General features: G+C 64.8%; 15 protein-coding genes and 3 pseudogenes. 1 reads left to right on the forward strand and 17 read right to left on the reverse strand.

Features of this window, described 5'->3' with window-relative positions:
* Positions 1 to 21 precede the first annotated feature (21 nt).
* Both BSL82_RS13595 and BSL82_RS13600 read right to left on the reverse strand, forming a co-directional pair.
* Positions 22 to 1611 carry a PRTRC system ParB family protein gene (locus tag BSL82_RS13595; RefSeq protein WP_174521970.1) on the reverse strand — a complete coding sequence of 530 codons (1590 nt, stop codon included), beginning with the start codon at positions 1609 to 1611 and terminating at the stop codon, positions 22 to 24.
* 150 nt (positions 1612 to 1761) lie between these two features.
* Entirely contained in the window at positions 1762 to 2775 is a 1014-nt protein-coding gene (locus BSL82_RS13600) for a deazapurine DNA modification protein DpdA family protein (RefSeq protein WP_042469281.1), read from the reverse strand.
* An 86-nt stretch (positions 2776 to 2861) separates the two neighbouring features.
* Here BSL82_RS13600 and BSL82_RS13605 point away from each other — a divergent pair, with 86 nt between their 5' ends.
* Positions 2862 to 3350, forward strand: coding sequence for a hypothetical protein (locus BSL82_RS13605; RefSeq protein ID WP_042469282.1), 489 nt, complete (start codon positions 2862 to 2864; stop codon positions 3348 to 3350).
* 3 nt (positions 3351 to 3353) lie between these two features.
* On the opposite strand, the gene BSL82_RS13610 is transcribed toward BSL82_RS13605, so the two are convergent.
* The 15 genes and pseudogenes from BSL82_RS13610 to BSL82_RS13680 form a co-directional block, all read right to left on the reverse strand.
* On the reverse strand, positions 3354 to 3869 hold the full coding sequence (locus BSL82_RS13610; protein ID WP_053003299.1) for a thermonuclease family protein: 516 nt from the start codon (positions 3867 to 3869) through the stop codon (positions 3354 to 3356).
* Complete coding sequence (locus BSL82_RS13615) at positions 3869 to 4069, reverse strand: hypothetical protein (protein WP_042469284.1); 201 nt, start codon at positions 4067 to 4069, stop codon at positions 3869 to 3871. Before BSL82_RS13615 ends, BSL82_RS13610 begins: the two co-directional genes overlap by 1 nt.
* Before the next feature lie 40 nt (positions 4070 to 4109).
* Positions 4110 to 4475 (reverse strand): DUF6927 domain-containing protein, encoded by a 366-nt coding sequence (locus BSL82_RS13620; protein ID WP_407695341.1) that lies wholly within the window; start codon positions 4473 to 4475, stop codon positions 4110 to 4112.
* Entirely contained in the window at positions 4472 to 6394 is a 1923-nt protein-coding gene (locus tag BSL82_RS13625; RefSeq protein WP_024018999.1) for a reverse transcriptase domain-containing protein, read from the reverse strand. The genes BSL82_RS13620 and BSL82_RS13625 overlap by 4 nt, the downstream gene beginning before the upstream one ends.
* A gap of 418 nt (positions 6395 to 6812) precedes the next feature.
* Positions 6813 to 7835: an IS1595 family transposase gene (locus BSL82_RS13630; protein WP_048575010.1), complete on the reverse strand. Its 1023-nt coding sequence runs from the start codon at positions 7833 to 7835 to the stop codon at positions 6813 to 6815.
* A 329-nt stretch (positions 7836 to 8164) separates the two neighbouring features.
* Positions 8165 to 8431 (reverse strand): annotated as a pseudogene (locus tag BSL82_RS13635) (DUF6927 domain-containing protein); the annotation flags it as partial.
* Between the two features lie 31 nt (positions 8432 to 8462).
* Entirely contained in the window at positions 8463 to 8729 is a 267-nt protein-coding gene (locus tag BSL82_RS13640) for a zincin-like metallopeptidase domain-containing protein (protein WP_418361257.1), read from the reverse strand.
* Between the two features lie 329 nt (positions 8730 to 9058).
* Positions 9059 to 9925 (reverse strand): ArdC family protein, encoded by an 867-nt coding sequence (locus BSL82_RS13645; protein WP_072595456.1) that lies wholly within the window; start codon positions 9923 to 9925, stop codon positions 9059 to 9061.
* Between the two features lie 169 nt (positions 9926 to 10094).
* Positions 10095 to 12257 (reverse strand): integrase, encoded by a 2163-nt coding sequence (locus BSL82_RS13650; RefSeq protein WP_072597917.1) that lies wholly within the window; start codon positions 12255 to 12257, stop codon positions 10095 to 10097.
* Positions 12254 to 14041, reverse strand: a complete 1788-nt coding sequence (locus BSL82_RS13655; protein ID WP_072597918.1) for a hypothetical protein — start codon at positions 14039 to 14041, stop codon at positions 12254 to 12256. Before BSL82_RS13655 ends, BSL82_RS13650 begins: the two co-directional genes overlap by 4 nt.
* Entirely contained in the window at positions 14038 to 15387 is a 1350-nt protein-coding gene (locus tag BSL82_RS13660) for a tyrosine-type recombinase/integrase (protein WP_062061010.1), read from the reverse strand. The genes BSL82_RS13655 and BSL82_RS13660 overlap by 4 nt, the downstream gene beginning before the upstream one ends.
* A 162-nt stretch (positions 15388 to 15549) precedes the next feature.
* Positions 15550 to 15906, reverse strand: a pseudogene (locus BSL82_RS13665) (zincin-like metallopeptidase domain-containing protein); the annotation flags it as partial.
* Positions 15907 to 15929: 23 nt separating this feature from the next.
* Positions 15930 to 17759, reverse strand: a complete 1830-nt coding sequence (locus tag BSL82_RS13670) for a reverse transcriptase/maturase family protein (protein WP_072598793.1) — start codon at positions 17757 to 17759, stop codon at positions 15930 to 15932.
* A gap of 726 nt (positions 17760 to 18485) precedes the next feature.
* Positions 18486 to 18869 (reverse strand): annotated as a pseudogene (locus BSL82_RS13675) (ArdC-like ssDNA-binding domain-containing protein); the annotation flags it as partial.
* 86 nt (positions 18870 to 18955) lie between these two features.
* The gene (locus BSL82_RS13680) at positions 18956 to 21055 is read right to left on the reverse strand and encodes a ParB/RepB/Spo0J family partition protein (RefSeq protein ID WP_066521745.1); all 2100 of its coding nucleotides are present in this window, start codon (positions 21053 to 21055) and stop codon (positions 18956 to 18958) included.
* Positions 21056 to 21057 lie beyond the last annotated feature (2 nt).

A 21057-nucleotide genomic window follows, 5' to 3' on the forward strand; every position in this document is an offset into this window, starting at 1 on the left:
TTTCGGAGGGAGTGAGGGCCGTCAGGCCGCGATCGCGGAAACACCGCGGTCGGCTTCGGCGCGAAGAGGAGCCGGAGGAGGCCCGTATTTGCCGTCGAGGGTCATGCCGCTCGGCAGGCGGCCGGTCCAATCGAAGCCGACCGCGTTGAGCATCCCGGCGACGAGGTCGGCCTTCTTGGAAGCGAGCAGCTTCGCGAACGCCTTCTCGCCCAAGTGCGCGATGAGGCCGCACTCCTGAGCGATGAATTTGAGCTCGTCCTTTGTGTACCGCTCCAGGAAGGATCGATCGACACGCCAGCCGTGCCGGATGTCGATTGCGAACGCCCGGGCAAGGTCGGCGACATGCGCGAACGACTGCACGTCGCGCGCATAGGCCGCTGCGATCGCGGCAAGGGCGGTCGCTGCCTGCGCGTCCGAAAGCGCGCGGATCCCCTCGATCTTCTCTCCGAAGCTCAGGTCGGGAAACGAAGGGCTGACCAGCAGCCCGGCGCGGGACGTCAAGGTGGCCGGCTTGATCTGCGCGAGCGTACCCGTCAGGCCGGCGACGAGGATCGCAGCATGCGCATGGGAGGGATTATCGGCGAGGCCCCGGGCAAGCGCCGTTCGCCAGGTCGCCTCCCGAAGGTCGGCGGTGCGGCCGGCGATCGATTTGACGGAGACGGTCGCACCGTCAGCCCGGGCGGCCGGCTTGACGATCGCGCCGGACGACGACCGATTGGCTGCGACCGCGGTCGCTCGAACCCCTGGACGCGAGGCTGCACCGTCGCCATCGTCGTCGGTATTTGCCAGCTCGTCCGCGTCGGGAGCAGCTTCCCCATCGTCACCGTCCGCTTGCCGATCGGCGGCCTCGGCCTGTGCGGCAGCCGCAGCGCGCTCCTGGGCCTCGATCCGGGCCTTTTCGATTGCTTCGGTCTTGAGCTGGAAGCAGCCGGGATTGGTGCAATGGCCTTCATCGACATGGGTTTCGAAGAGGGCTCGTTGCGTTCCGGAGTTGAACGGGCAGGCCATGCATTCGGTCTTGTCGAAGCAGGCGTTGGCGAGATCCTGCGTGACGCGCATCAGGAGGTCGCGCGTTTTTCCGACGTCGAGACCGGAAGCGGTGATCGTGTCGAGAGCCTTGTCCTGCTTGTCCGCTGGAATGGCAGCGAGCAGCTCGGCATGCCCGACCTTGATGCGGCGCTCATCGAGCGCGAGCTTCACGGCGTCGGAGAGATTCGCGAGGGCGAGGCGGCGGTCGAATTTGGATTGGGACCAGCCGAGCCGCCGCGCCGCCTCTGCACGATCATTCTGGCAGGCGGCGAGAACCCGAACGGCGGCGTCCGCCTGCTCCGTCTCCGACGCATCGTCGCGATTGTCGTTCTCGTCGATCGCCGCTTCCAGCGCTTCCTGGTCGGTCATCTCGCGGATGACGACGGGCACCTCCCCTTCTGGACCGAAAGCCTCGAGGGCGGCCCGATACCTGCGGCCTCCCGCGACAACGACGTAGGTGTCGTCGACGTCGGCTGCCGGGCGGAGAAGCATCGGCTGAAGCATGCCGCGCAGCCGGAACGACGCGACCAGGTCCTCGTGCTTCTTTCGGTCGAAATAGCGACGTGGATTGTATCCAAGCATGATCTTGGAGAGCGACAGCGTCGTGGCTGCATTCGGATGCGATGGGGTCAAGGCGGGTCTCCTTCGGGATTGGCGTCGCGCCTCCTTCGCGGGTGCGCGCCTTCTTTCCGTCGAGCCTGATGCTCAACCCTGCCCTTCCCCCTCCCCTCTTCATTGCTCGGCGGCTTGCCTTCGGTGGATGTCAGCGGCCCATTGCTCGACCCAGGCTGCGGTAATCTCGTCATGGTCGAGATCGCCGGACTCGATGAGGTCACGGATTTCCGAACGGGCTCGCGCAATCGCCGCTTCCCAAGGATCGGACGGAGGGTTCTCCCGCTCGGCGTGGAGCTGCTGGGGCAGCCGCTGTGGCGGCAAGCTCAGCCTGCGCTGCTGGCCCGCCACCCAACGCTCCAGGTGATCGGCGACGAACTCGTCCGTCTTGGGGGTGCGGGCAGTGTGGGCCGCCCGTCGCGCGCTGATCCCATAGGCCTGGCTGTCGATCGAAGCGATCCTGTGGCGGAACGGAAGCAAGAATGGCAGCGCTGTCCCCTTCACGCCGAAGGCATGGAGCCGGACACCAATCGGCAGGATCTGGTCGAGGTGATCGACGACAGCGATGAGACCTTCCGGTCCATGGATGTCGCGCCGGCACATGCTTCCGACGCCAATAAGCGCCCCAGGCCGGAGCGAGCCCCAGAGGGCGTCGACGCACCGCTCATAGTCGGTCGGCCGCCGGCCCTGGATCACCGGGATCAAGGTATCGGCGTTGCCTTGGTCCTCGGCGAGCCTGCGGCAATCGCGGTTGGCGCGGATCGTCCGGGCGAGCCGGTCGATGACCTCCTCTCGGTCGGCGGCGATCTCGGCCTCGACGCAATAGTCGGCGCTCGCCCACCATCTGAAGGGATAGGCAGCTGCAAGCGAGACATAGTCCGCCAGCGACCATGGGAAGCCGCCATAGCGGGCCGCTGCGACGAACCCACCGGAATCGAGGCAGAGCGACGCCAGGCCTCGTGCGTTTCGAAGCTGATCGAGCCGCCAGCCCGTCCATTCGCGCCAGCCGCGCCGGTCTGACCAGCGCGACAGACAGTTCGCGGAGATCAGCGTGGGCTGCCGCAGCGTGCAGGCTCGCCTGAGGATCGGACCGGCGCCAAGGTGCGGAAGCCCGACGATGATCTCGATATCCATCGATTGCGCCTTCTGAATGGTGGGGAGACGACGCGGTTGACGGGAACTATTGTTCACGTTACGTTCCCGGTCGCAGGAGATTTGCCATGGCGGCCGCCAGATTCAGAGAACGGTTCGACCTCGACATCACGCTGCGGGACGCGGCGCTGGATGCCGACAACCGACCGACGCGAAGGATGATCGCGAACGCCGCGATCGGCATCGACGTCGAGGACGCCTATTATTCCGTCCGTGAGCTGCGCGAGGCGGTCAGCTGGGTCCATGAAGGCGTGCCCGGTGGCAAGCTGAAGCTGGCAGCGATCCTCGCGAACGATGGTGCTGACGACTTCCAGCGCTGCATCTACTTCTGCCTTGCGGGCCGCGGCGTCGTCGCCATGCTCGACGATCTTGAGTGGCTCGAGGACCTTCTGGAACGAAGGGGCCGCGTCGCGGGAGAGCAGAAGCGGATGAAGACCACGCTGATGCCGCTCATCAATCCCTATGTCGCCGATACGCCTGATGGGCCGATGGTGAAGCTCGATGGCGAATTCGAGCAGGGTCCGTCCTGGTGGGCGGAGACGATGCCGTCGGCCTGATTGTCAGGGGGCCGGTCGTCGCTCGCAGCGAAGACGCTCCCCGTGGCGCCAGCGTGATGGTTCGATCCATGTGCCGGCGAAGGCCCCTGCCCTGCTCGCCTTCGCTTGCGCGAACGCTGCCCGGTACCGGGTAGCGCGACCGGGGTCGTTCTTCAGATACTGGATTTCGGGCACGGCAAGACCGGCGCGGATGAGGCGTTCCCCGAGGTCCTTGCCGGCCATCGTCACCGTCGCGATACGTCGCCCGTAAGAGTTGGCAGCGGTGAGGCGGATCACCGCGGTCCTCGAGCGCAGGGCGTTCGCTGCGAGATCCTGGGCGGCCTTGCCGCAAGGCCAGCATCCGGAAGCGCGCTGGCAGAGCTGTCGGCGCTCGAAGGAATCGACGCCGAGCAATCGGAAGTCGACGGCAACGGTGTCGCCGTCGAGCGCGCGCGCCTGCGCTTCAAACGTCTGTGCGCCGCTCGGCGCGGCCGGACCGAGCATCACCATCGCGAGAAGGGAGGGTGCGAGGAGGCGCATCAGGACACCATCTCGACTTCAACACGCTCGCCGCGGCAGGGCATGGTGCAGACGCGGAAAGGCTGCAGCGGATTGCCGGTTCGCACGATGCTGACGCGGCCGGGCTGCAGGTCAAAAAGGCGCGTAGCGACGCGCTGGGCATTCTCGCGACTGCACAGGAGCAGACGCTTCGGCGAAAGGCCGGGGTCGGGAGCAAACATGGGGGTTCCTCTTCGGAAGACATGATACCGGCTCACCGGCTCAGGCAAAGATCGTCTTGTGGACCTTGGTGGTCGGCACAATTTGCCACTGCCGATCCATGAAGCGGCTGATTCGGTAACGACACCCGGTCTCAGGATTCCGGAAGCACAGCTTGCGGCCGCGCTTCTCGACAACAAACTCCTGGCCGACGTGACCATCGTTGAAGGTGAGCGGCGTCTCCAGCCTGATCCGATCGCCATCCTCGAGCTTGCGGGCCCGCCGCTTCAGATTCTCGGCGCAGCGCCGTCGCCAGTCGATGGCATGCTCCCGGTCGGTGGGGGTGAGAAGATCGAGTATGTGCCGCGGGCAGTGGTCCTCGCATGGTCCCATTGCTTCGGTCAGTCGGGTAGGATTGGTGCTGCTCATGGAGTCAGCCCTGATCCCCCCGCCGAACCGCACGTGCAGCTTTCACCGCATGCGGCTCTCCACTGTGACGAACCATCACTTTGCCGTAGATCGGGCAGGCGGCCTCTGTGAGTATCCCAGTGGCATTGCTCGCACAGGACCACCGTCCTGCGGGCGCGTGCCACCTTCATTCTCACGACAAAACCGCGGTGCGAAACATCGGCCATCCCCCGGATATGGTGCACCTGACACGGAACATCGGATCGACCGCAAGCCTCGCATTGCTTGGCATTCTGACGATCAACCCAGTCCGTACGTGAGTGGGTGAACACCTGCGTCCAAGGCTGGATATCAATCCTGGACGAGGTGGCCGGATCACGTTTCAGATGAGCCAGTTTCCAGACTTTGACCGATCGGGGCTGGCCATCGACGTCGTAGCCGATGGTGAATTCCTGCCCCGTCCTCATGCGGGCCACGACCGCTCGCACATTGGTTTTGTGCTTGCTGGCCAAGGTCTTGAACAAGCTCCACCGCTGGAGAAACTCAAGCCTGTTCAGCTTGAAGCTCACATCCTTGGCGAGAGCATAGTAGTTCGCAAAACCCCGCAATTCGGCGTTGTAAGCTAGGACGATCTCAACGTCGCTGCAGCTGAGCAGCAGGCTACGATGACGCGGCTTCAACACCGACAGATCACCATAACCTTTTGCAGAAGCGAACGCGTGGACCTTCTCCCAAGGGACATGCAGCTGCATCACTTCCGACGGCGGCCTACGAAGGAAGCTGACGGAACCTTGTCGGCTCCGGACAACCCGTTGGCGTGTCGTATATGTGCGGACCTCATATCCAAGGAAGGCGGCTCCATCGCTCGCCTTGCGGATACCGCTTTTCTCCTCGGACACCGTGAGCGCCAGCGCCTCGGTCAGGAATGCCCTGACTTCGGCGAACACGCTTCGTGCATCCTCCTTGCTACCGATAACCCCAATCATGAAGTCGTCCGCGTAGCGACAGTAACGAAGTCGGCGATAACCGGGGTCCATCGCGTCTCTCGACGGGATGGACCGCTTTTGCGGCAGTAAGGTTTGGATTTTGGCCAAGGAGGCCGCAACCTTCACCTCGTCGACATTGTCTTTGGCCCGCAGCATGGTGACGCGCTTCCGTTGTTTCTGGATGCGCCCAGCCAGTCGCCCATATTCCGGGTTCGTGGCACGGACCTTCCCCCTCTCGAAAGCCGCGATCCGTTCCGCCATGAACATATCGAGTTCATGGAGGTAGATGTTGGCCAAGATTGGAGAGACGATACCGCCCTGCGGAGTGCCGCTGTAGGTCCGGGTGTGAACCCGGTCTTCCATAACACCCGCCTTAAGCATGCTGCCGATCAAGCCGATGAATTTCTCGTCATCGATCCTTTTCCGCAACAGCCGCAGGAGGATGTCGTGGTCGATGTTCTCGAAGAACCCCGCGACATCCACATCTACGAGCCATTTCACCCCCGTCCATACGGCTTTGACGTGTTCAAGCGCCGTATGACACGACCGGCCCGGCCGGAATCCATGGGAGGCGTTCGAGAACACCGGTTCATAGATCCGTTCGAGCAGTTGCCGCGCCACTTCCTGAACGAGGCGGTCGTCGCGCGTGGGAATGCCCAGCGGACGCCGTTTGCCCTTGCCTTTCGGGATAAACACCCGACGCACTGGTTTGGGATCATAGGTCCCTGCCGTCACGCTGGCGATAATCGGGTCGAGGTCTTCCGGTCCGAAGTCCGCGAAGGTCTCGCCGTCAATACCCGGCGTCATCGCACCCTTGTTGGATCCGATCTTCTGGAGCCCCTCCTCCCAAAGGAGGCGAGACCCCATCAGACGATAGAGTCCATTCACCCTTTTGCCCGACGCAACGAGCGCCGGAATGGCCTCCAACCGGCCTTTCACAGTTTCTGGCAGCATCAGCACACCCCATGATCGGTGGTTGAAGAATCACAGCTGCCGCCCTTCCCCCGGTCTTCCCCGCTTTCGGCCCGATCGCTCGAGACCTTATACAGTTGCACCGCCGCCTCCGAAGAGGTCGATGTCCCGGGCATTACCCCGGGCATTTGAGTAATATGGCGGCTCCGTACCCATGCAGGCCGGCAGAAGCCGCCTGTTTAGGGCATCCCGTAGTTACGCTGAATGGAGATGCGGCGCGGTTAGGTGTCCCGTTCGTCCACTAAACCCCTCGACGAGAGGCGCACCGGATGGGCTGAGAAACAGGCGGCCAAGACATGAGACCGCTGTCATCATCCGGACCTGGCGTGACAGTCGCTTTCGCCAGTATCGCTATATAGATTGCTGCAGACTGGGATTTAAGCAGTGCGTGCCTATCCGCTTAAGGCATACACCCACTAGATATGGTATGGTGGGTCCATTGGCCTGAGTAGAGTTCGGCAAAGGTCGGCGCCTCGATATCACTGGCGATCCCGAGGAGGGATCGGAAGGCGTTGAACGGGTAGAAGCGGCGATTGAAGCGGAAAGTGAACTCGTTGAGGTAGGCTTGCAGATGCTTGGTGCTGACGCCGTGGTGGATGCCGTTGAGCCACGCTTTGAGGTTTGAGAACACCAGATGGACGATGGGCAGGAACTCTTCGGACACCTCCGGGTCGCCACACTGGGCGATGGCGTGATGGTCGTAACCGCCGCCCTGCAACCCGCTATAGCCGCTCCAATCATCGGTGATGACCAGCGTTCCCGGCTCGACCGCGCTCTGTACAAAGCCACCAAGGGCACCGGCACTGCGGTCTGCACCGATGGCCAATCGAACCCTTCCGGCATAGCGTCCGTTCCGGCGGCGGTCCTGGCCAGTGCCAGGCTCCCGGTGACGAACTTCGACGGCGGCGACCACCAGCGTTTTGTGGTGGGTTCCCCGGCCTTCGCCGCGCGTTCGCCCGCCGATCCAGGTCTCATCGACCTCGACATGCTGACCGCTCTGCCCGCCGATCCGATCCTGATCGGGGCGCACCATCGCGGCGCGCAGTTTATGGAGCAGGCCAAAGGCCGTCTCGTACCGGGTCAGGCCAAGCTGGCGCTGCAACTGGACGGCAGATATGCCGGTCGTCTGACTCGCAACCAGGTAAGCGGCCCAGAACCACACGCTGAGCGGGATGTGGCTTCGTTCCATGGCCGTGCCGACCATCAGGCCGGTCTGACGGCGACACGAGCGGCACATCAGGATGACAGGCCGAGTGGTGAAACGAAACGGATCGCCGACGACGCCACAGCGTGGGCACGCAAATCCATCAGGCCAGCGAGCTTTTTCAAGCCAGGACGCGCAAGCGCCATCATCCGGGAAAAGCCGCTGGAACTCGGGGAGGGATTTCGGGAACGGCAGCTTGTCGCGGTCAAGAACGTCCACAATCCCCACCCTTTACAACCGCTTTGGGTGGCACCAAGCCGCAGGAAAAGTCAGGCGCGCGCCACAAGGCAGCCACTAGATGTAGTGGGTGTATGCGTCAAGCGGATAGGCACGAAGCAGTGTAGCCTTCACCATACGCACCTTGCCCTGACCGTCATCGCCTCCATTTGCGACTAAGACGCATCTGGCCTTTTCCGAACATGCTATTGTTCCCCGTCCCTTTCGGGATTTCAGACCTTGTGAGGCCCGAGGTTAGTCCGGCGAGCAGAGGCATTCTCAACTTACCTCATCATCACTGATACTCCATTTCAGCGCCGCAACGGCGCACTGTCTTTGTAGCCGAAATTTTCGCCGGTCTTGCTGTTGGGGCTCCAGAGGACCTTGCAGACGATCGCGAAGATCTCGCCCCCGATGCCATTCGTCAGGACTTGGGCAGCGGCGTAATAGGTGCGGTTCTTGGGGCAGGACGAGGCGAGGATCCTCAGTCCCTTCGTCCCGCCCTCGACATCGCGCGTGTAGGTGAATTGCGCGTCGAGATAGGCCTTGGCAGTCGGATGTCCGCCCATCGAGGCGAACGGCATGGTCAGCCATCCCATGGCTGGTCTCCTTGGCGAAGAGGAAGTGGGGTCAGGCGGCTTCGGCCAGCGGCTCGACGGCCTCGAGGGGCGCGGACTCGGCCGGACTGATCTGGTCGTCCGCAAACCCGCACAGATAATTGAAGGCCTGCTCGGCCTTGGATGCCGCGTGAATGATCGCGGTCTTGTCGGCGCGCAGGATGCCGAGCCAATGGCCCACATAGCTTGCATGATTGTCGTGGAGTTCATTGGGCAGGCCGAGGTGCGCGCAGACGAGGCCACTCCCGATCTCCGCGACATATCCTGACAGTCCAGCCAAAAATGGCGGTTGGAAATAAAAACCATCGGTGCCTCCAGCACTGCCCAGAACCCCATGGCTCCCCCGATGCGGGGGCGGGCGGCGAGAACGACCGGAGAGGCCCGCGCAAGCGGCGGGCCGCACCCGGCTCGGCGAAGCCGGGCTTGCGGCGCGCCGTGGCGGGCCTAGCAGGGAGCGCCGACCAGACCCGCATCGAGGGAGGCCCGAAAAATCAGCGCCGCCGCGCCAGCGGCGTCCGTTGGTGAGCGGGCGAAGCCCGCGCATCGCCATGCGCGACGAAGCGGCCGAGCCCGCGAGGGATCGGCCGCTCAGCGTTGGTTGCTGCTGGATCATGGCTGCCGGGTGTGCATCCAGTCGGCCGCCGCCTGCGCCTTGCTCGCCGCGGTGAAGATCGCCCGGGGCTCGTCCTTGAGCAGTTGCAGCCAGGAGGCGATGTAGGCCGCGTGATCGGGTCGCGGTTCGTGCGCGATCCCGAGATCGGCGAGCAGGAACGATGCGGTCAGCTCGGCGGTCGCTTCCTCCATGGCGAGCGCGTGCTTGGTCCACTTGGTGCTGAAATCCCGGTCGAGCCGATGGGCTGCGCCACTGGCATGAGCTGCCTCGTGAATATGGGTGGCGTAGAAGCCGTGGGCGTCGTGGAAGGCGCTGAAATCCGGCATGTGGATGCGGTCTTCGGCGATGTGATAATAGGCGCTGGCCGAGCCGTAGACGGTATCGATGCCGAGCGCGGCGATGAAGGCTTCGGCGGCGGCGAGGCGTTCGCTCTCGGGCAGGACCGGCCCCGGTTCGGGCGCATAGCCATCGATCTGATCGGCGTTGAACAGGCTGAACGCCTTGGCGAAAAGCCGTCGGTGGTCGCCATCATCGTCGCTGGCTTCGTCACCCTTCGCGCGAAACTCCTTCCAGAGGACGCCGAGGCTGGCGTGCTCGCCCTTGCGGACCTGCGCGCCGAGCGCCTGCCACTGGCGATAGGTGCCCCAGACCCCGCTCGCATAGCCGCTGCCATAGGCGGCCGCCCAGAGCGAGACCGTATTTATGCCGCGATAGGGCTTGCCGCTGGCGACGTTGGTCGGGCGGGTGACGTCGGCGCCGGAATGATGCCACGGCATGCGCCAGGTGCCGGTGCCGGCTTCGATGGCGTTGACGATCGCTTGCGTGATGCGCGCGTAGACGTCGACACGTGGTGAGGCTGACATGATCTGTTCTCCGTTCTCGCGGCGGGGACCATCCCCGGCGGCGGAGGCCCGTTCGCGCCGGGCACAGGGGGGCTCGCGCACCCGTCAGGGCCGCAGCGAAGCGAAGGACGGCGAAGCCGTTGCGCGGGCGCGCCGACCGGCGCAGGACTCCGCCAACAGCCGGGGTGGTCTACGGCGCGGGAGGATCGATCCCGGCAATCACCGCGGTCAGGCGATCGAGCTCGCGCTGGAGAGCTTGACGCTGGAGATCGGAGATGCGCCGTTCGCGTAGATGCGCCCTGACATCGGCCGCCGCGCGTTCCCAGGCCGGCCTGTGGCGGGCGGTGATGCAGGCGTTGGGACAGCGGGTCGGCTCGCACAGGGCGGTGAGTGGCTGCGCGGGATCGGGGGTCGTCACGCGCTTGAGGCAGAGCGCGGTCGCGGGATCGAAGAAGCAATCCGCGAGCGGGCCGACATGGAAGGTGCGCGCGACGCTGGCGAGCATGACGCGCAGGCGGGCGCGATCGGCGATCATGGCGGGCAATGGCCCGAGCTGAACGGCGGCATCGTCGAGCGTCCGCCCGATACGCGGTCCCGCCGGCCCGCCAAGCGATGCGCCGCCCTGACGCCGGTCGAAATAGTCCAGCAGGTCATCAGTCTGACCGAGCCGGCACTGCGCCTCGACCTCAGCGCGAAACCCCGATGCGCTGGTCCCGGCATAGCCTTCGAACGCGGCGACCGAGGCGTGCTTGTACTGGATCATGCCGGCGATGGTGCCGAACGGACGGTTGGCGATGTGCCACGCGATCGTGCGCCGGAACTGCCGCGTCGTGATGCGCCACGGCTTGCCATCGGGACCGGGCGGGATGACCGGCATATCGGGGCTGCCGAAGGCGGTGTTGAGGTGATCGCGGAAGGTGTTGAGCTGACGGACCACCTCGCTCGACAGATGCGTCTTGGAGACGGCGCTCGCGCGCAGCACCGGCCAGAGCGTATCGCTGCCGCTGGCGCGCGCCGGTCCTGCCGACAGGCGTTCGAGCACCGTGATCGCATCGGCGACCGGCTCTATCGTCACCCAGCTCGCCGCCTCGCCCACGGCCGCCCGGCGCTTGTAGATGGTCGATCGGATGCGATGCCGCTCGATCAGGCCGTCCTCACTGCGCGCGATAGAGAGACACCCGCGCCGCATCGCCTGCACCTCGCAGTCGCGCATGCCGGTCAGGTAGGCGCACACGATATAGGCGGCGGCCTGGAGCATCCGTTCCTCGTGTGCGAGAGTCTTCGCGTCGAAGTGCTCGCGCCATGGCCGACCGCTCTCGGGATCGATCGAGATCGGCGTGTCCATGCCGCCGACCTCTACCCCCAGTTCGGCCGCCACTGCGTCGATCAACCTCGCTTCACCGCCGGTCAGCAGGAGATGCGCGCCTGGCTCGGCCTGCACGTCGATCCCGGCATGGAGATGCAGGAGATGGGCGTTGATCGGTGGGGTCACGGCGCCGGTGTTGGGGTCGACGCGCAGCTTGCCGTTATGAGCGGTGCCCCAGATCGGTGCGCCGCGCCCCTCGCGGCGTCGGCGACCGAAATAGGCCTTCAGGCGGGTGCGGCGACGTTGCCGGCGATCAGCGTCCGGGAGGCCGGAGTCGGCGGCGACGAGACGATCCCGGCGCGCTTCGAGCCGATCAAGCTCGCGACGGGCTGCGAGAATGTCGTCAGCGAAGACGGTGACGTAGCGCAACGACCATGCGAGCAGCGCGGCGATGACCTCTTCCGGGAACCGCGGCGTGCGGTTCTCCCGGACATGCCGGTAGCCCGCGACGCGGGCGGGCGCCTGTCCGGCCCAGGGCTCGAATGCAAGGCCTCCGCCAGCGAGGTGGTCACGATAGTGATAGAGATCGGAGATCACTTCGAGGAGGTGGCCGACGATGACGGGTCGCCGGGCCGGATCGGCACGAAGGTGCCGGGCATAGGCATCGACCAACGCCTGATCGATACGGGAAACGTCGAGCCGTCCGAGCCGCTCACGGGCGAAAGCGAAGAACCGGCGGGCACGGTTGAATGCCTGGCGAATGCTCGCCGGCGGCAGCTTCGGGCGGTAGCCGGGAAGATCGACGTTGAGACGGGCGTAGAGATAGGCGCGCATCGCCGCCTGCACATCGGCATGTTCGAGCACGTCGAAATGCACGGTGACGTGGCAGCGCCGGGCGTTCTCGCGGAATACGGCGAGACCGAGATCCCAGCTCGGGTCGCCGACGCGAGACAGCTCCTCGCGGGCGTGGCCCTCCTTGAGCGGCGCGCTCGCCAGCACGGGGCGATCGTCGAAGGCAGGCTCTTGGGCATGGGCGGGTATGGTCATGCGCGTGCCTCCGGCGGCAGATAAAGCCGCTCGCTCTCCATCTGCCGGCGCGCATCGGCGATGACGGCATCGGAGAAGGCCGGCACGACCTGGGCGGTGATGCGGGCATGGACGCGGCCGAACTTGGCCGCCCAGTCGGTCGCGGGCAGGCTCAGCCGCTGTTCTTCGACGAAGACGAGGAAAGCCAGGATCGCGGGGAGCTTGCGCGCGGTGATGACGGCGTTAGGGCAATCAAGGCAGCCCCAGAAGGGCTGCGCACAGGGCGAACCGGCCTCGGCGAAGGGACTGTTATGGAAGCCCGCGCAGGCGGCGAGCCAGACATCCTGTTCGCCGTCGAGCAACGGACCCACGGTAGCCAGCGGCATCAGCGGCTCGGCCTGATCGGGCGCTTTGCGCAACGCCTGCTCGGCGGTGGGCGGAAGCACGGTCGGCATCGCGGCGGCGACCGCTGCGCGGAAGGCGTCGGCGACGGCCGTCTCGTGCAGGGGCCGGAGCGACGGCAGATCAGCATAGTGGCGCGCCGCTACCTCGCGCGAGTGGCCGACCGCGAAGCGGGCTATATGCCCCTCGGTCTTGGTGTACCATAACGCCTTGTGGGTCTTGCGGAGCCGGGAGAGCAGCAGGTGGAGCGGCTTGCCGTCGTCATCGACAATATCGTTCTGCGCCACCCAGGCATCGATCCGTTCCGTCGGGTGGCGGATACCTGCCCGCAGGCCGCCAGCGTTGTGATAAACCCAAATACGATCGTCGTTTAGATGCGTGCGGGCAGTCGCCGTGACCTCGATCAGGCGACGAATAAGACCGCCAGGCGTGCCACCACCGCCGTCGCGGACGTGCATGCTCTTATGCTCGGCGCCGCGAGCGCGGCGCTTGAGATAGCGCAGTTCCACCGTGCCGGCATGGGGGTTGGTGAGACAATCCACGGTCAGCGTCTTCAGGCACTCGGGCTCGAGGCCGGTATCGAGCGTGAGCAACACGAGCAGCGCCGGCAGATCGCGCGCAAGCAGGTGATGGCGGCCATGCAGGTCGTCGATGAGCGTGCTGATCGGCAATGCGCGCCGCATGCGCATGAAATAGAGGCTCTTCAGCGCGGGCTGGTCTGCGACGATAAAGCCCTGCCGCGCGATGATCGCTTCGACATCGGCGCGCGCGCTGGCGATGACCGGGTCGCCCTCATCGGTCCGGTCGTCGGCGCCGAGACGGCGGAACATCGCTTCGACATCGGTCCTCGCGGCGTCGCGCAACGCGCGGGCGACGAAGGGGCTATAAGCATCGCGCGGGGTCGAGCGGCCCGCCGATGTGGCCAGCGTGTAGCGCAGCCGCTCATGCAGGTCGGACGCGATCCGATCGGGCCGGTCTGCCTCGATCGCGCGCAATGTGTTGATGATCTTGCCGACCGTTATGTGCCGGTGGATCGCGCCCATCCCGCGCTGTTCGAGCGCGGAGGCGAACCCATCGATATGGACTGCGCGCAGGTCGCTGACGCCAGCCACGTTCAGCGCGTCATCGCCAAGCCAGGCGAAGAACAGGCGGTAGGCATTTACATACTGCTTGATGACGCTGGCCGCACCGATGGGGCCGCCGAGCGCCGCTGACCGACGTAGCGCGCCCGCGAAGGCGATGGCGAGTGGGCGAGGAACGAGCCCAGTCATATCGATCAGGACCGTTCCGCCATGCCGTGCCTCGATCGTGAACTTGAGGCCGAGCACAGGATCGGGCTGCACGGACTCCGGCGTGATCGGCGCGAAAGCGACAGGCCGGCCCTTGCGGGGATGCCCGCTCATGCGCCCTGCGGTCCCGGCAGCAGCGCGAGCAGCTCCTCGACGGCCGCGTCCACTGTATCGGCGCGCGTCGCGATATGATCGAGGTAGATATAGGTGGTGGTGAGGCTCGCGTGGCCGAGCAGACGTTGCACCTGTTGCAGCGGGTCGCCCAGGATCAGCCGGTAGCTCTCCACCGGCCCCGCCGGCAATGCCGCTTCGCGCCGCCGCTGCTGGATCAGCAAGGCGAGCATATGGACTGCGAAGGTGTGACGAAGCTGGTGGGGACTGATCGACAGCGGGAAACCGTTCTCCTCGCACCGCTTGCAGGCACGGGTGAAGATCACCTCCCACGAGTTGGGGCGAACAGGCTGCCCTACCTCGGTCAGCCATAGCGCCGCCGGCTCGTGGGGTGGTCCATCCTCGTCGCACAGGATCAGGCGGCATCGTTCCTCTGGGGTGCAGACATCGCGCATGCGGTCGAGACCGGCGCGGGTGACAGGGATCGGTCGTTCGAGCTTGGCCGCGCCGTCCCGCGCGGCGAACTTGGTCACGCCTGCGGCGCGTTCGACGGCGACATAGGCGGCGATCTGACGCAGCAGCCGACGCGGGACCAGCACACTGCGTCCCCGGTCGCCCTTGGTGAGCGGCGGCGGCAGGCGCAGCCAAAGCTGCTGAGCCTGATCGTGGTCGTGATCGATGGCCGCAAGCTCATCGGCGAGCAGGCCCGACGCCTCTTCAAGACGCAGGCCAGTGGTGACGAGAAGGTCGGCGAACAGAGCGTTGCGCAGCCCGTTGCGATCGCGAGCGCCGGGGCGCTCGGTGCCGTCCGGGGTGAGGCCGCGCAGGCCGACCTCGCGGAAAATGTGGTAGTCGTCCATCGTGACGAACCGCACATCCGACCGCCTGGCAACACGTTCATAGGCGTCGTTGCGCGCCGCGATCATGCCACGACGGCCACCTTGCGCCGGTCGCCACACGGCGCGGCGGCTAAACGGCGCGTCGGCGATCAGCCCTTGCTGCTCGCCCCAGCGGTAGAGGCGATCGAGGCTGGCGACAGCCCGGTTCCAGCTTGCCGCCGTGATCCGGTGATCGGCCTCGTCGCGGCGTCGCTCACGATGATAGGCATCGACATCGTCGCGGGTCGCAGCCCACACGGTCTTGCCGCAGGCATCGAGAAAGCGGAGCCAGACCGCAACATCATAGGCGTAGGCGCGAAGCGAGTGCCGCGAGCGGACCCCCGACAGCGGCAGGTCGAGAAAGAAGCGATCCAGATCGGGATCATAGAGCGCGTCACCGCGCAGGATCAGCGGCACATGCGCATCGAGACCCTTGGCCTCGCGGCGCTCGCAAACAGTAATGATCGACACCGGCCCGAAACCCTCCCCCCGGACCCCCCACCCGGAAGCTGACCTCACACCGATGCGCTCTATGGCCCGGCAGTAATCAGGCTGGCCTCCGCCAGCTCTTGGGTCAGCGCTACGGCCAGCCTGATTACTGCCTACCGTGGGCGTCCATCGCCGACCTTACTGCAATGTTGCGGACGGCGCAGACTGTCCAGATAAGGCCACGAGTTCCTCGAAACTATAAGCTTGGTCACCGAACCGCTTGCCGAATGTCCGGGCGAGCCGCGCCGTGCCTCCGGACCAATGAACGGTTTCATGGGCTCGGGTCGAGGCATAGTGGTCCATCGACTTGAACGAGCGCTGATGCGGCATCTGGATATAATCGAACGTGGGGTGAAAATAGGCGCGGTCGCCGCCGTGCCGCACCTCGGCAGGAATCGGCTCGAAGAAGGCGTCGATCGCGGATTGGCGCGCCGAAGGATCGACCGGCGTAGGATCTTCGTCAGCCGGATAGAAATAGGCCGGCAGGCCATCGATCTGGTCGGGTAGGGTAGGCCGGCAAAGTCTCAGAGAGAACATTGCTCGGCCCCCCTCCGAACCGGACGTGCACCTTTCAGCGCATCCGGCTCTCCACGACTGCGTGCTATCCGCCGTTGGCGGTCGGTTGGTTGACCGGCGTGGATGCTATGATGGCAAGCGACGCATAGGACTACGCGCTTGCGCTGCCGGGCTGCTCGCATGTGGCGAGACAGTCCGGCATATTGCATCTCCGCGACCCGGCGGACGTGATGGATTTCACAGGGAAGGTCTTCCCGACCACACCGCTCGCACTGGCGAGCATTGAGCCGTTCGACCAACTCTGTCCTGCTAAACACGAACTGAGCTGAGCGGGGATTATCGATCCCGCCCCACGTTCGTACATGTCGTCGCAGATCCTTCAGCTGCCACAACTTGATCGCGCGGGGTTCATTTCCCACTTCGAAGCGGATGAAGAATTCCATCCCACGCCGCAGTCTGGCGAAGACGCTGCGAGCCGATGTCCTATGCTTGGCGGCGATGGTTTTGACGCAGGAGAACAGGGCGAAGTAACCCCCTTTGTTCAGCTTGCGCTTCACGTCGTCAGCTAGGGCATAATAGTTCGCAAAGCCGCGCCATTCGGCATTGTAGGCAAGGACGATCTCCACGTCGCTTGCGAAGCGCAGCGCGGGCCGACCACGCGGGCGGAAGGCTTCATAGTCGCCCCAGCCCTTGTCGTTGACGAACCGGACAACCCGATCCCTCGGAACGCGAAGCCGCAGCCGGTCAGCCAAGCCGCGCCGCAAGGTCGGACGACCATCGAAGATCGCCTTGTGCGGATTACGGTTGGTGCTGGTGCAGACCTCGTATCCTAAGAACCGCGCCCCGTCCGTGGCTTTTCGGATTCCGCTTTTCTCGGCGGACATTTCCAGCTTCAGGGTGTCGGTCAGGAAGACCCTGACCTCATCCATCAACTGGCGTGCCTCCGCTTTGCTGCCGGTCACACCGATGAGGAAGTCATCGGCATAGCGGCAGTATCGCAGTCTCCTATAGTTGGGATCGAGGGCGTCGCTGGCCGGAACGGTTGCCCGTTCTGCCTTGAGCCGACCGATCTCCTCCAGCATGGAGGTGATCTTCGGGAAGTCCGCAAACCCTTGGGCTCGCAGCGCATCCACATTCCGACGAAGGTAAGAGATGCGGTTGCGGATACGACGATAATCATTCGTGTATCCGCGTTTGTCGCCCTTGGTGAAGCTGACTATCCGGGCCTCAATGAACATATCAAGCTCATGGAGGTAGATATTCGCCAGCATCGGCGAGACGACACCGCCCTGAGGTGTGCCGCTGTAGGTCCGATGATAGACCCAGTCCTCGATATAGCCCGCCTTGAGCAAGCCTCGGATCAGACGCATGAAGCGACGATCCGCGATCCGCTTTTCCAGCAGGCCGATCAGAACATCATGGTCGATATTGTCGAAGAATCCAACAACGTCGACGTCGATCAGCCACTTCACCCCCGTCCATTTGGCGCGGATGGATTCCAACGCCGTATGGCACGAGCGCCCTTTCCTAAACCCATGCGAGTGCTGCGAGAACAGCGGTTCATAGATTTGCTCAAGGAGCGTCCGCACCACTTCCTGGACGAGCTTGTCCTCCGTGGTCGGCACGCCAAGCGGCCGTTTCTTGCCGTTGGCTTTCGGGATATACACCCGACGTACCGGCTTGGGCCGATAGCTTCCGTCCGCCAACCGGTCGATGATCGACCTGACCATCTCGGGCGAAAAGCCGTCGAGTGTCTTGCCGTCAACGCCCGGCGTCATCGCACCCTTGTTGGGCGCGATCTGCTGATAGGCATGCTCCCAAAGGAGCGGGCTTTTCATGAGGCGGAAGAGTCCATTGACCCGCCGACCCGACCTGATGATGGTCGGGAGTGATCTGACGGCCCTCTCGATGGTATCTGGCAGCATTAGCACACCTCCTCGTGAGGTTGTCTGATCGCAGTCGCTGCCGCCCTTCCCCCGAGCGTTGAGGCTTTTCGCATGGGTTGCCCCGCACTTATGGCCGCGCTCGTTCCCCATCAGAGTGGAGACTGTCCCGGCCATTACGCCGGGCATTTGAGTACTATGGCGGCTCCGTCGCCATGCAGGTCCGGCAAGCCGTCCTGTTTAGGCGATCCCGCAATTACGGAAGTCGGAGTTCCGACGTGGTTAGGTGCCCCGTTCGTTCACTTGCCCCTCCCTACAGAGGGTGCGCCGGAGAAGCTGGCAGGCTCGCGGCATGACCGCTTGCTCGGGAGGAACTCAACGCCCTTTCCTCCATTTCTCCGATGTGCCGCGTCAACCATCCTGCGACACCGCTCACGTTGTTAGCCGCTGCAAACTGGGGTTCAGGCAGTATAGCTTTCACCATACACGTCTTGCCCTGATCCATGACGCCGCAGATGGCTTTGGCGCTTCCGGACCTTTTCTGAACATGCTACTTTTCCCCGTCCCTTTCAGGATTTCAGCTATTGCTAGCCGAGGTTAGTCCAGTGGGCATGATCTATAGCCAGCAAGATCATCTACTCATGGTAGAGCTCCTTTGTACTTCCGCCGTTACGGCGCACCGTTGAAGACGATGTAGTGGCGTAGGAAGCGGATGCTGCGCTCGGTCTCCGCGCCGGTGACGGGGTCGGACTCCGTTTTCTTGAAGCTCGAATAATAGACCGAGAGCGAGCCTTGCTCGCCCCGGCGGACGTTGGCGCCCAGCGCCTCGGCCTGGCGGTATGTCATCCAGTAGCGCGACCGATAGCCGCGCACATCGGCAATTGCCCAAAGGTAGAGGACATTGATCCCCGTATAGGGCGTGCCGCAATGCCGAAGCGGTCGCCCGCCGGCGCCGGTGACCCGCCAGGGGCGGCTCCAGGGTGCGACGCCCTCTTCGAGCTTGCGGATGATGAGGTCGGTGATCTCGGCCGCGGCGTCGCGGCTCGGCTTCTGTTTGCTGCGCATGACCGTTGGTCCCGTGGTTTGGGCAAGGGAAGACCGCCGGCGCGAAGGAGCACCGGCGGTCTGTCGCTCAGGAGATGGAGCGCGCTTCAGGCGTCCGCGGGTTCGAGCGTCTCGTGATCGGCGCTGGGTTCGCCCTCCCCGTCCGAAGGCTCGACCTCATTGGCCTCGCCTTCGCCGTCATCGGCCTCGGTCGGGTCAGCCGGCGCTTCGGTGGCGGCGTCGAGGAAGCGCATCGCGTTAGGCACCCAGGCGAGTGCCGCCTCCTTGACCTCCGGCTCGACGATCGCCTCGCCCGCAAAGAGCTTCTGGCAGCTTTCCGATATTTCGGTCTTCTTGAGCGAGGTATGACGGACGGTCAGCGCCGGCCCGCCGATTTCGGTGAGCAGCGTGAGGATGCTGCCCTTGTTCACGCGGTCGAAGAAGTTCTCCGAGGTCGGCCGCCACCAGCTCGCGACGTCGATCTCGAGGATCGATGCAAGCCGATTGTGAAGCTTGATCTGCTCGTTCGACCAACCCGGCTTCGCCTCGAGCGACATCGCGACGATGTAGGCGAGCCAGTTGGCCTTGGTGTCGTCGTCGAGCGCGCGAAAGGCCTCGAACCGCGCAACCTCGCACTCGTGCTCCGTCCAGGCGGCGTCGAGACCGTCCTTCGCCTCGGCCAGATAATCGCGCGCGCGCGAGCCCGGAATGTCGCCAGAGGCGGGATCCTGCGGCGCGCTGGCCCGGATGGTCGTGCCGTACTTCACGGAGCTGAGGTAGCGGGACGCCGAGTTGGTCCGGGCGTCGACCATGACGAACAGCGCATAGTCGAGCGCGAGCGCCGGCTGCGCCAGGATGCAGGACGCCAGAATGTCGCGCCGCTGGACCGCCAGTTCGTCGTAGAGCCGGGCGCTGAGCGGCTTGCCGCCGGGCGCCACGGCCTCGGGCCGGTACTTCGGCTCGGACGAGGCATTGCCGCCGATGCGGGCGCCACCGCGCGTCGACTCTCCGTCCTCGCCGTCGTCGTGGTCCTCGTCGCCGGGCTCGTCGATGACGAGCTCCTGCTCGCTGTAATATTGGCTGTCGAGCCGCATCTCGCCCTGCGGGGTGAGGAGAAGGAAGGCGCCGACATGAGCCTTCATTTCCTCCGGCAGGACCGGCGCGCGGTTCTCGATGGCCTCGGCCTCGGCGATCAGACGATCGTCCTCCTGGTCGAGCAGCTTAAACGCCTCGTCGTCGAGCTCCTCGTCCTGCATCTCGGCCTCGATGACGGACCGGCGCTCCTCGATCTCCGCGAGGCGCGCGGCTTGTTCGTCGGTGAGCGGAGGCTGCTGCAGGATCGCGCGATAGAGTCCGTGCGCCGCGTTGTGCGCGTAGTTGCTCGCGATCGGGCGGATCCAGGCAAGACCGGTCTCTTGGCCGATGCGTGCGGCCTCGGCTTCCATGATCTCGCCGGCGAGGCGGTGAGCGATTTCGGGATCGACCCAGCGGTCATTGCCGTCGGTGAAAAGATCCCCATCGATCTTGCCGCCGGCGTCGCGATACCGCGCCTCGCCGACCAGCACCGCGATCGGGTCGCTCGCCTTCAGCGTCTCGTTGGCGATCACGCGGCGGATGGTGTCGGCCGTGACGTGGCTCGACTGATAGCTGTTCCAAACCAGAAGCTGCTTCTCCTGGTTCTCGGTCGACGCATAGGCCTTGGCGATGTCGAGCGTGATCGCACCCTTGCTGAGCGCCTCGAAGATCGGCTCCGCAAGCGAGGCCAGGCGCAGCCGCCCCTCGACGAAGCGGCGGGTCACGCCAAAGCGTTTGGCGACCGCGTCGATATCGCCCGTGGTGCCGATGAAGTGCTGGAACGCGCGGCATTCCTCGGCCGGCGTCATCTTGAGCTGGTGGAAGTTGGTCGCGGTCGACGTCTCGGACAGCTCGGCATCGTCGCCGGTCAGCACCATGACCGGAACATCGAAATCGGTCTCGGAGATGGTGCCACGCTCGGCGAGGAGGCGCAACGCACGCCAGCGACGGCCGCCGTCGAACACTTCGAAGGTGCCGCGCGGCTTCTTGGCGGGCGTGACGAGAAGGTTCTGCAGCACGCCCTTGGCCTCGATGCTCGCGGCCATGGGTTCGATCTGGAGCTGCTCGTCCGGGGCGGTGCGCACGTTGATCGGAGACAGGCGCAGCTTGTTGAGCTTGATGGTCTGGATCACAG

Origin of the sequence: Tardibacter chloracetimidivorans (assembly GCF_001890385.1) — a bacterium.
GTDB lineage: Bacteria > Pseudomonadota > Alphaproteobacteria > Sphingomonadales > Sphingomonadaceae > Tardibacter > Tardibacter chloracetimidivorans.

Coding starts and splice junctions, on each gene's coding strand:
- BSL82_RS13595 (WP_174521970.1), bottom strand. CDS start 1,611: ATGCTTGGATACAATCCACGTCGCTATTTCGACCGAAAGAAGCACGAG.
- BSL82_RS13600 (WP_042469281.1), bottom strand. CDS start 2,775: ATGGATATCGAGATCATCGTCGGGCTTCCGCACCTTGGCGCCGGTCCG.
- BSL82_RS13605 (WP_042469282.1), top strand. CDS start 2,862: ATGGCGGCCGCCAGATTCAGAGAACGGTTCGACCTCGACATCACGCTG.
- BSL82_RS13610 (WP_053003299.1), bottom strand. CDS start 3,869: ATGCGCCTCCTCGCACCCTCCCTTCTCGCGATGGTGATGCTCGGTCCG.
- BSL82_RS13615 (WP_042469284.1), bottom strand. CDS start 4,069: ATGTTTGCTCCCGACCCCGGCCTTTCGCCGAAGCGTCTGCTCCTGTGC.
- BSL82_RS13620 (WP_407695341.1), bottom strand. CDS start 4,475: ATGAGCAGCACCAATCCTACCCGACTGACCGAAGCAATGGGACCATGC.
- BSL82_RS13625 (WP_024018999.1), bottom strand. CDS start 6,394: ATGCTGCCAGAAACTGTGAAAGGCCGGTTGGAGGCCATTCCGGCGCTC.
- BSL82_RS13645 (WP_072595456.1), bottom strand. CDS start 9,925: ATGTCAGCCTCACCACGTGTCGACGTCTACGCGCGCATCACGCAAGCG.
- BSL82_RS13650 (WP_072597917.1), bottom strand. CDS start 12,257: ATGACCATACCCGCCCATGCCCAAGAGCCTGCCTTCGACGATCGCCCC.
- BSL82_RS13655 (WP_072597918.1), bottom strand. CDS start 14,041: ATGAGCGGGCATCCCCGCAAGGGCCGGCCTGTCGCTTTCGCGCCGATC.
- BSL82_RS13670 (WP_072598793.1), bottom strand. CDS start 17,759: ATGAAAAGCCCGCTCCTTTGGGAGCATGCCTATCAGCAGATCGCGCCC.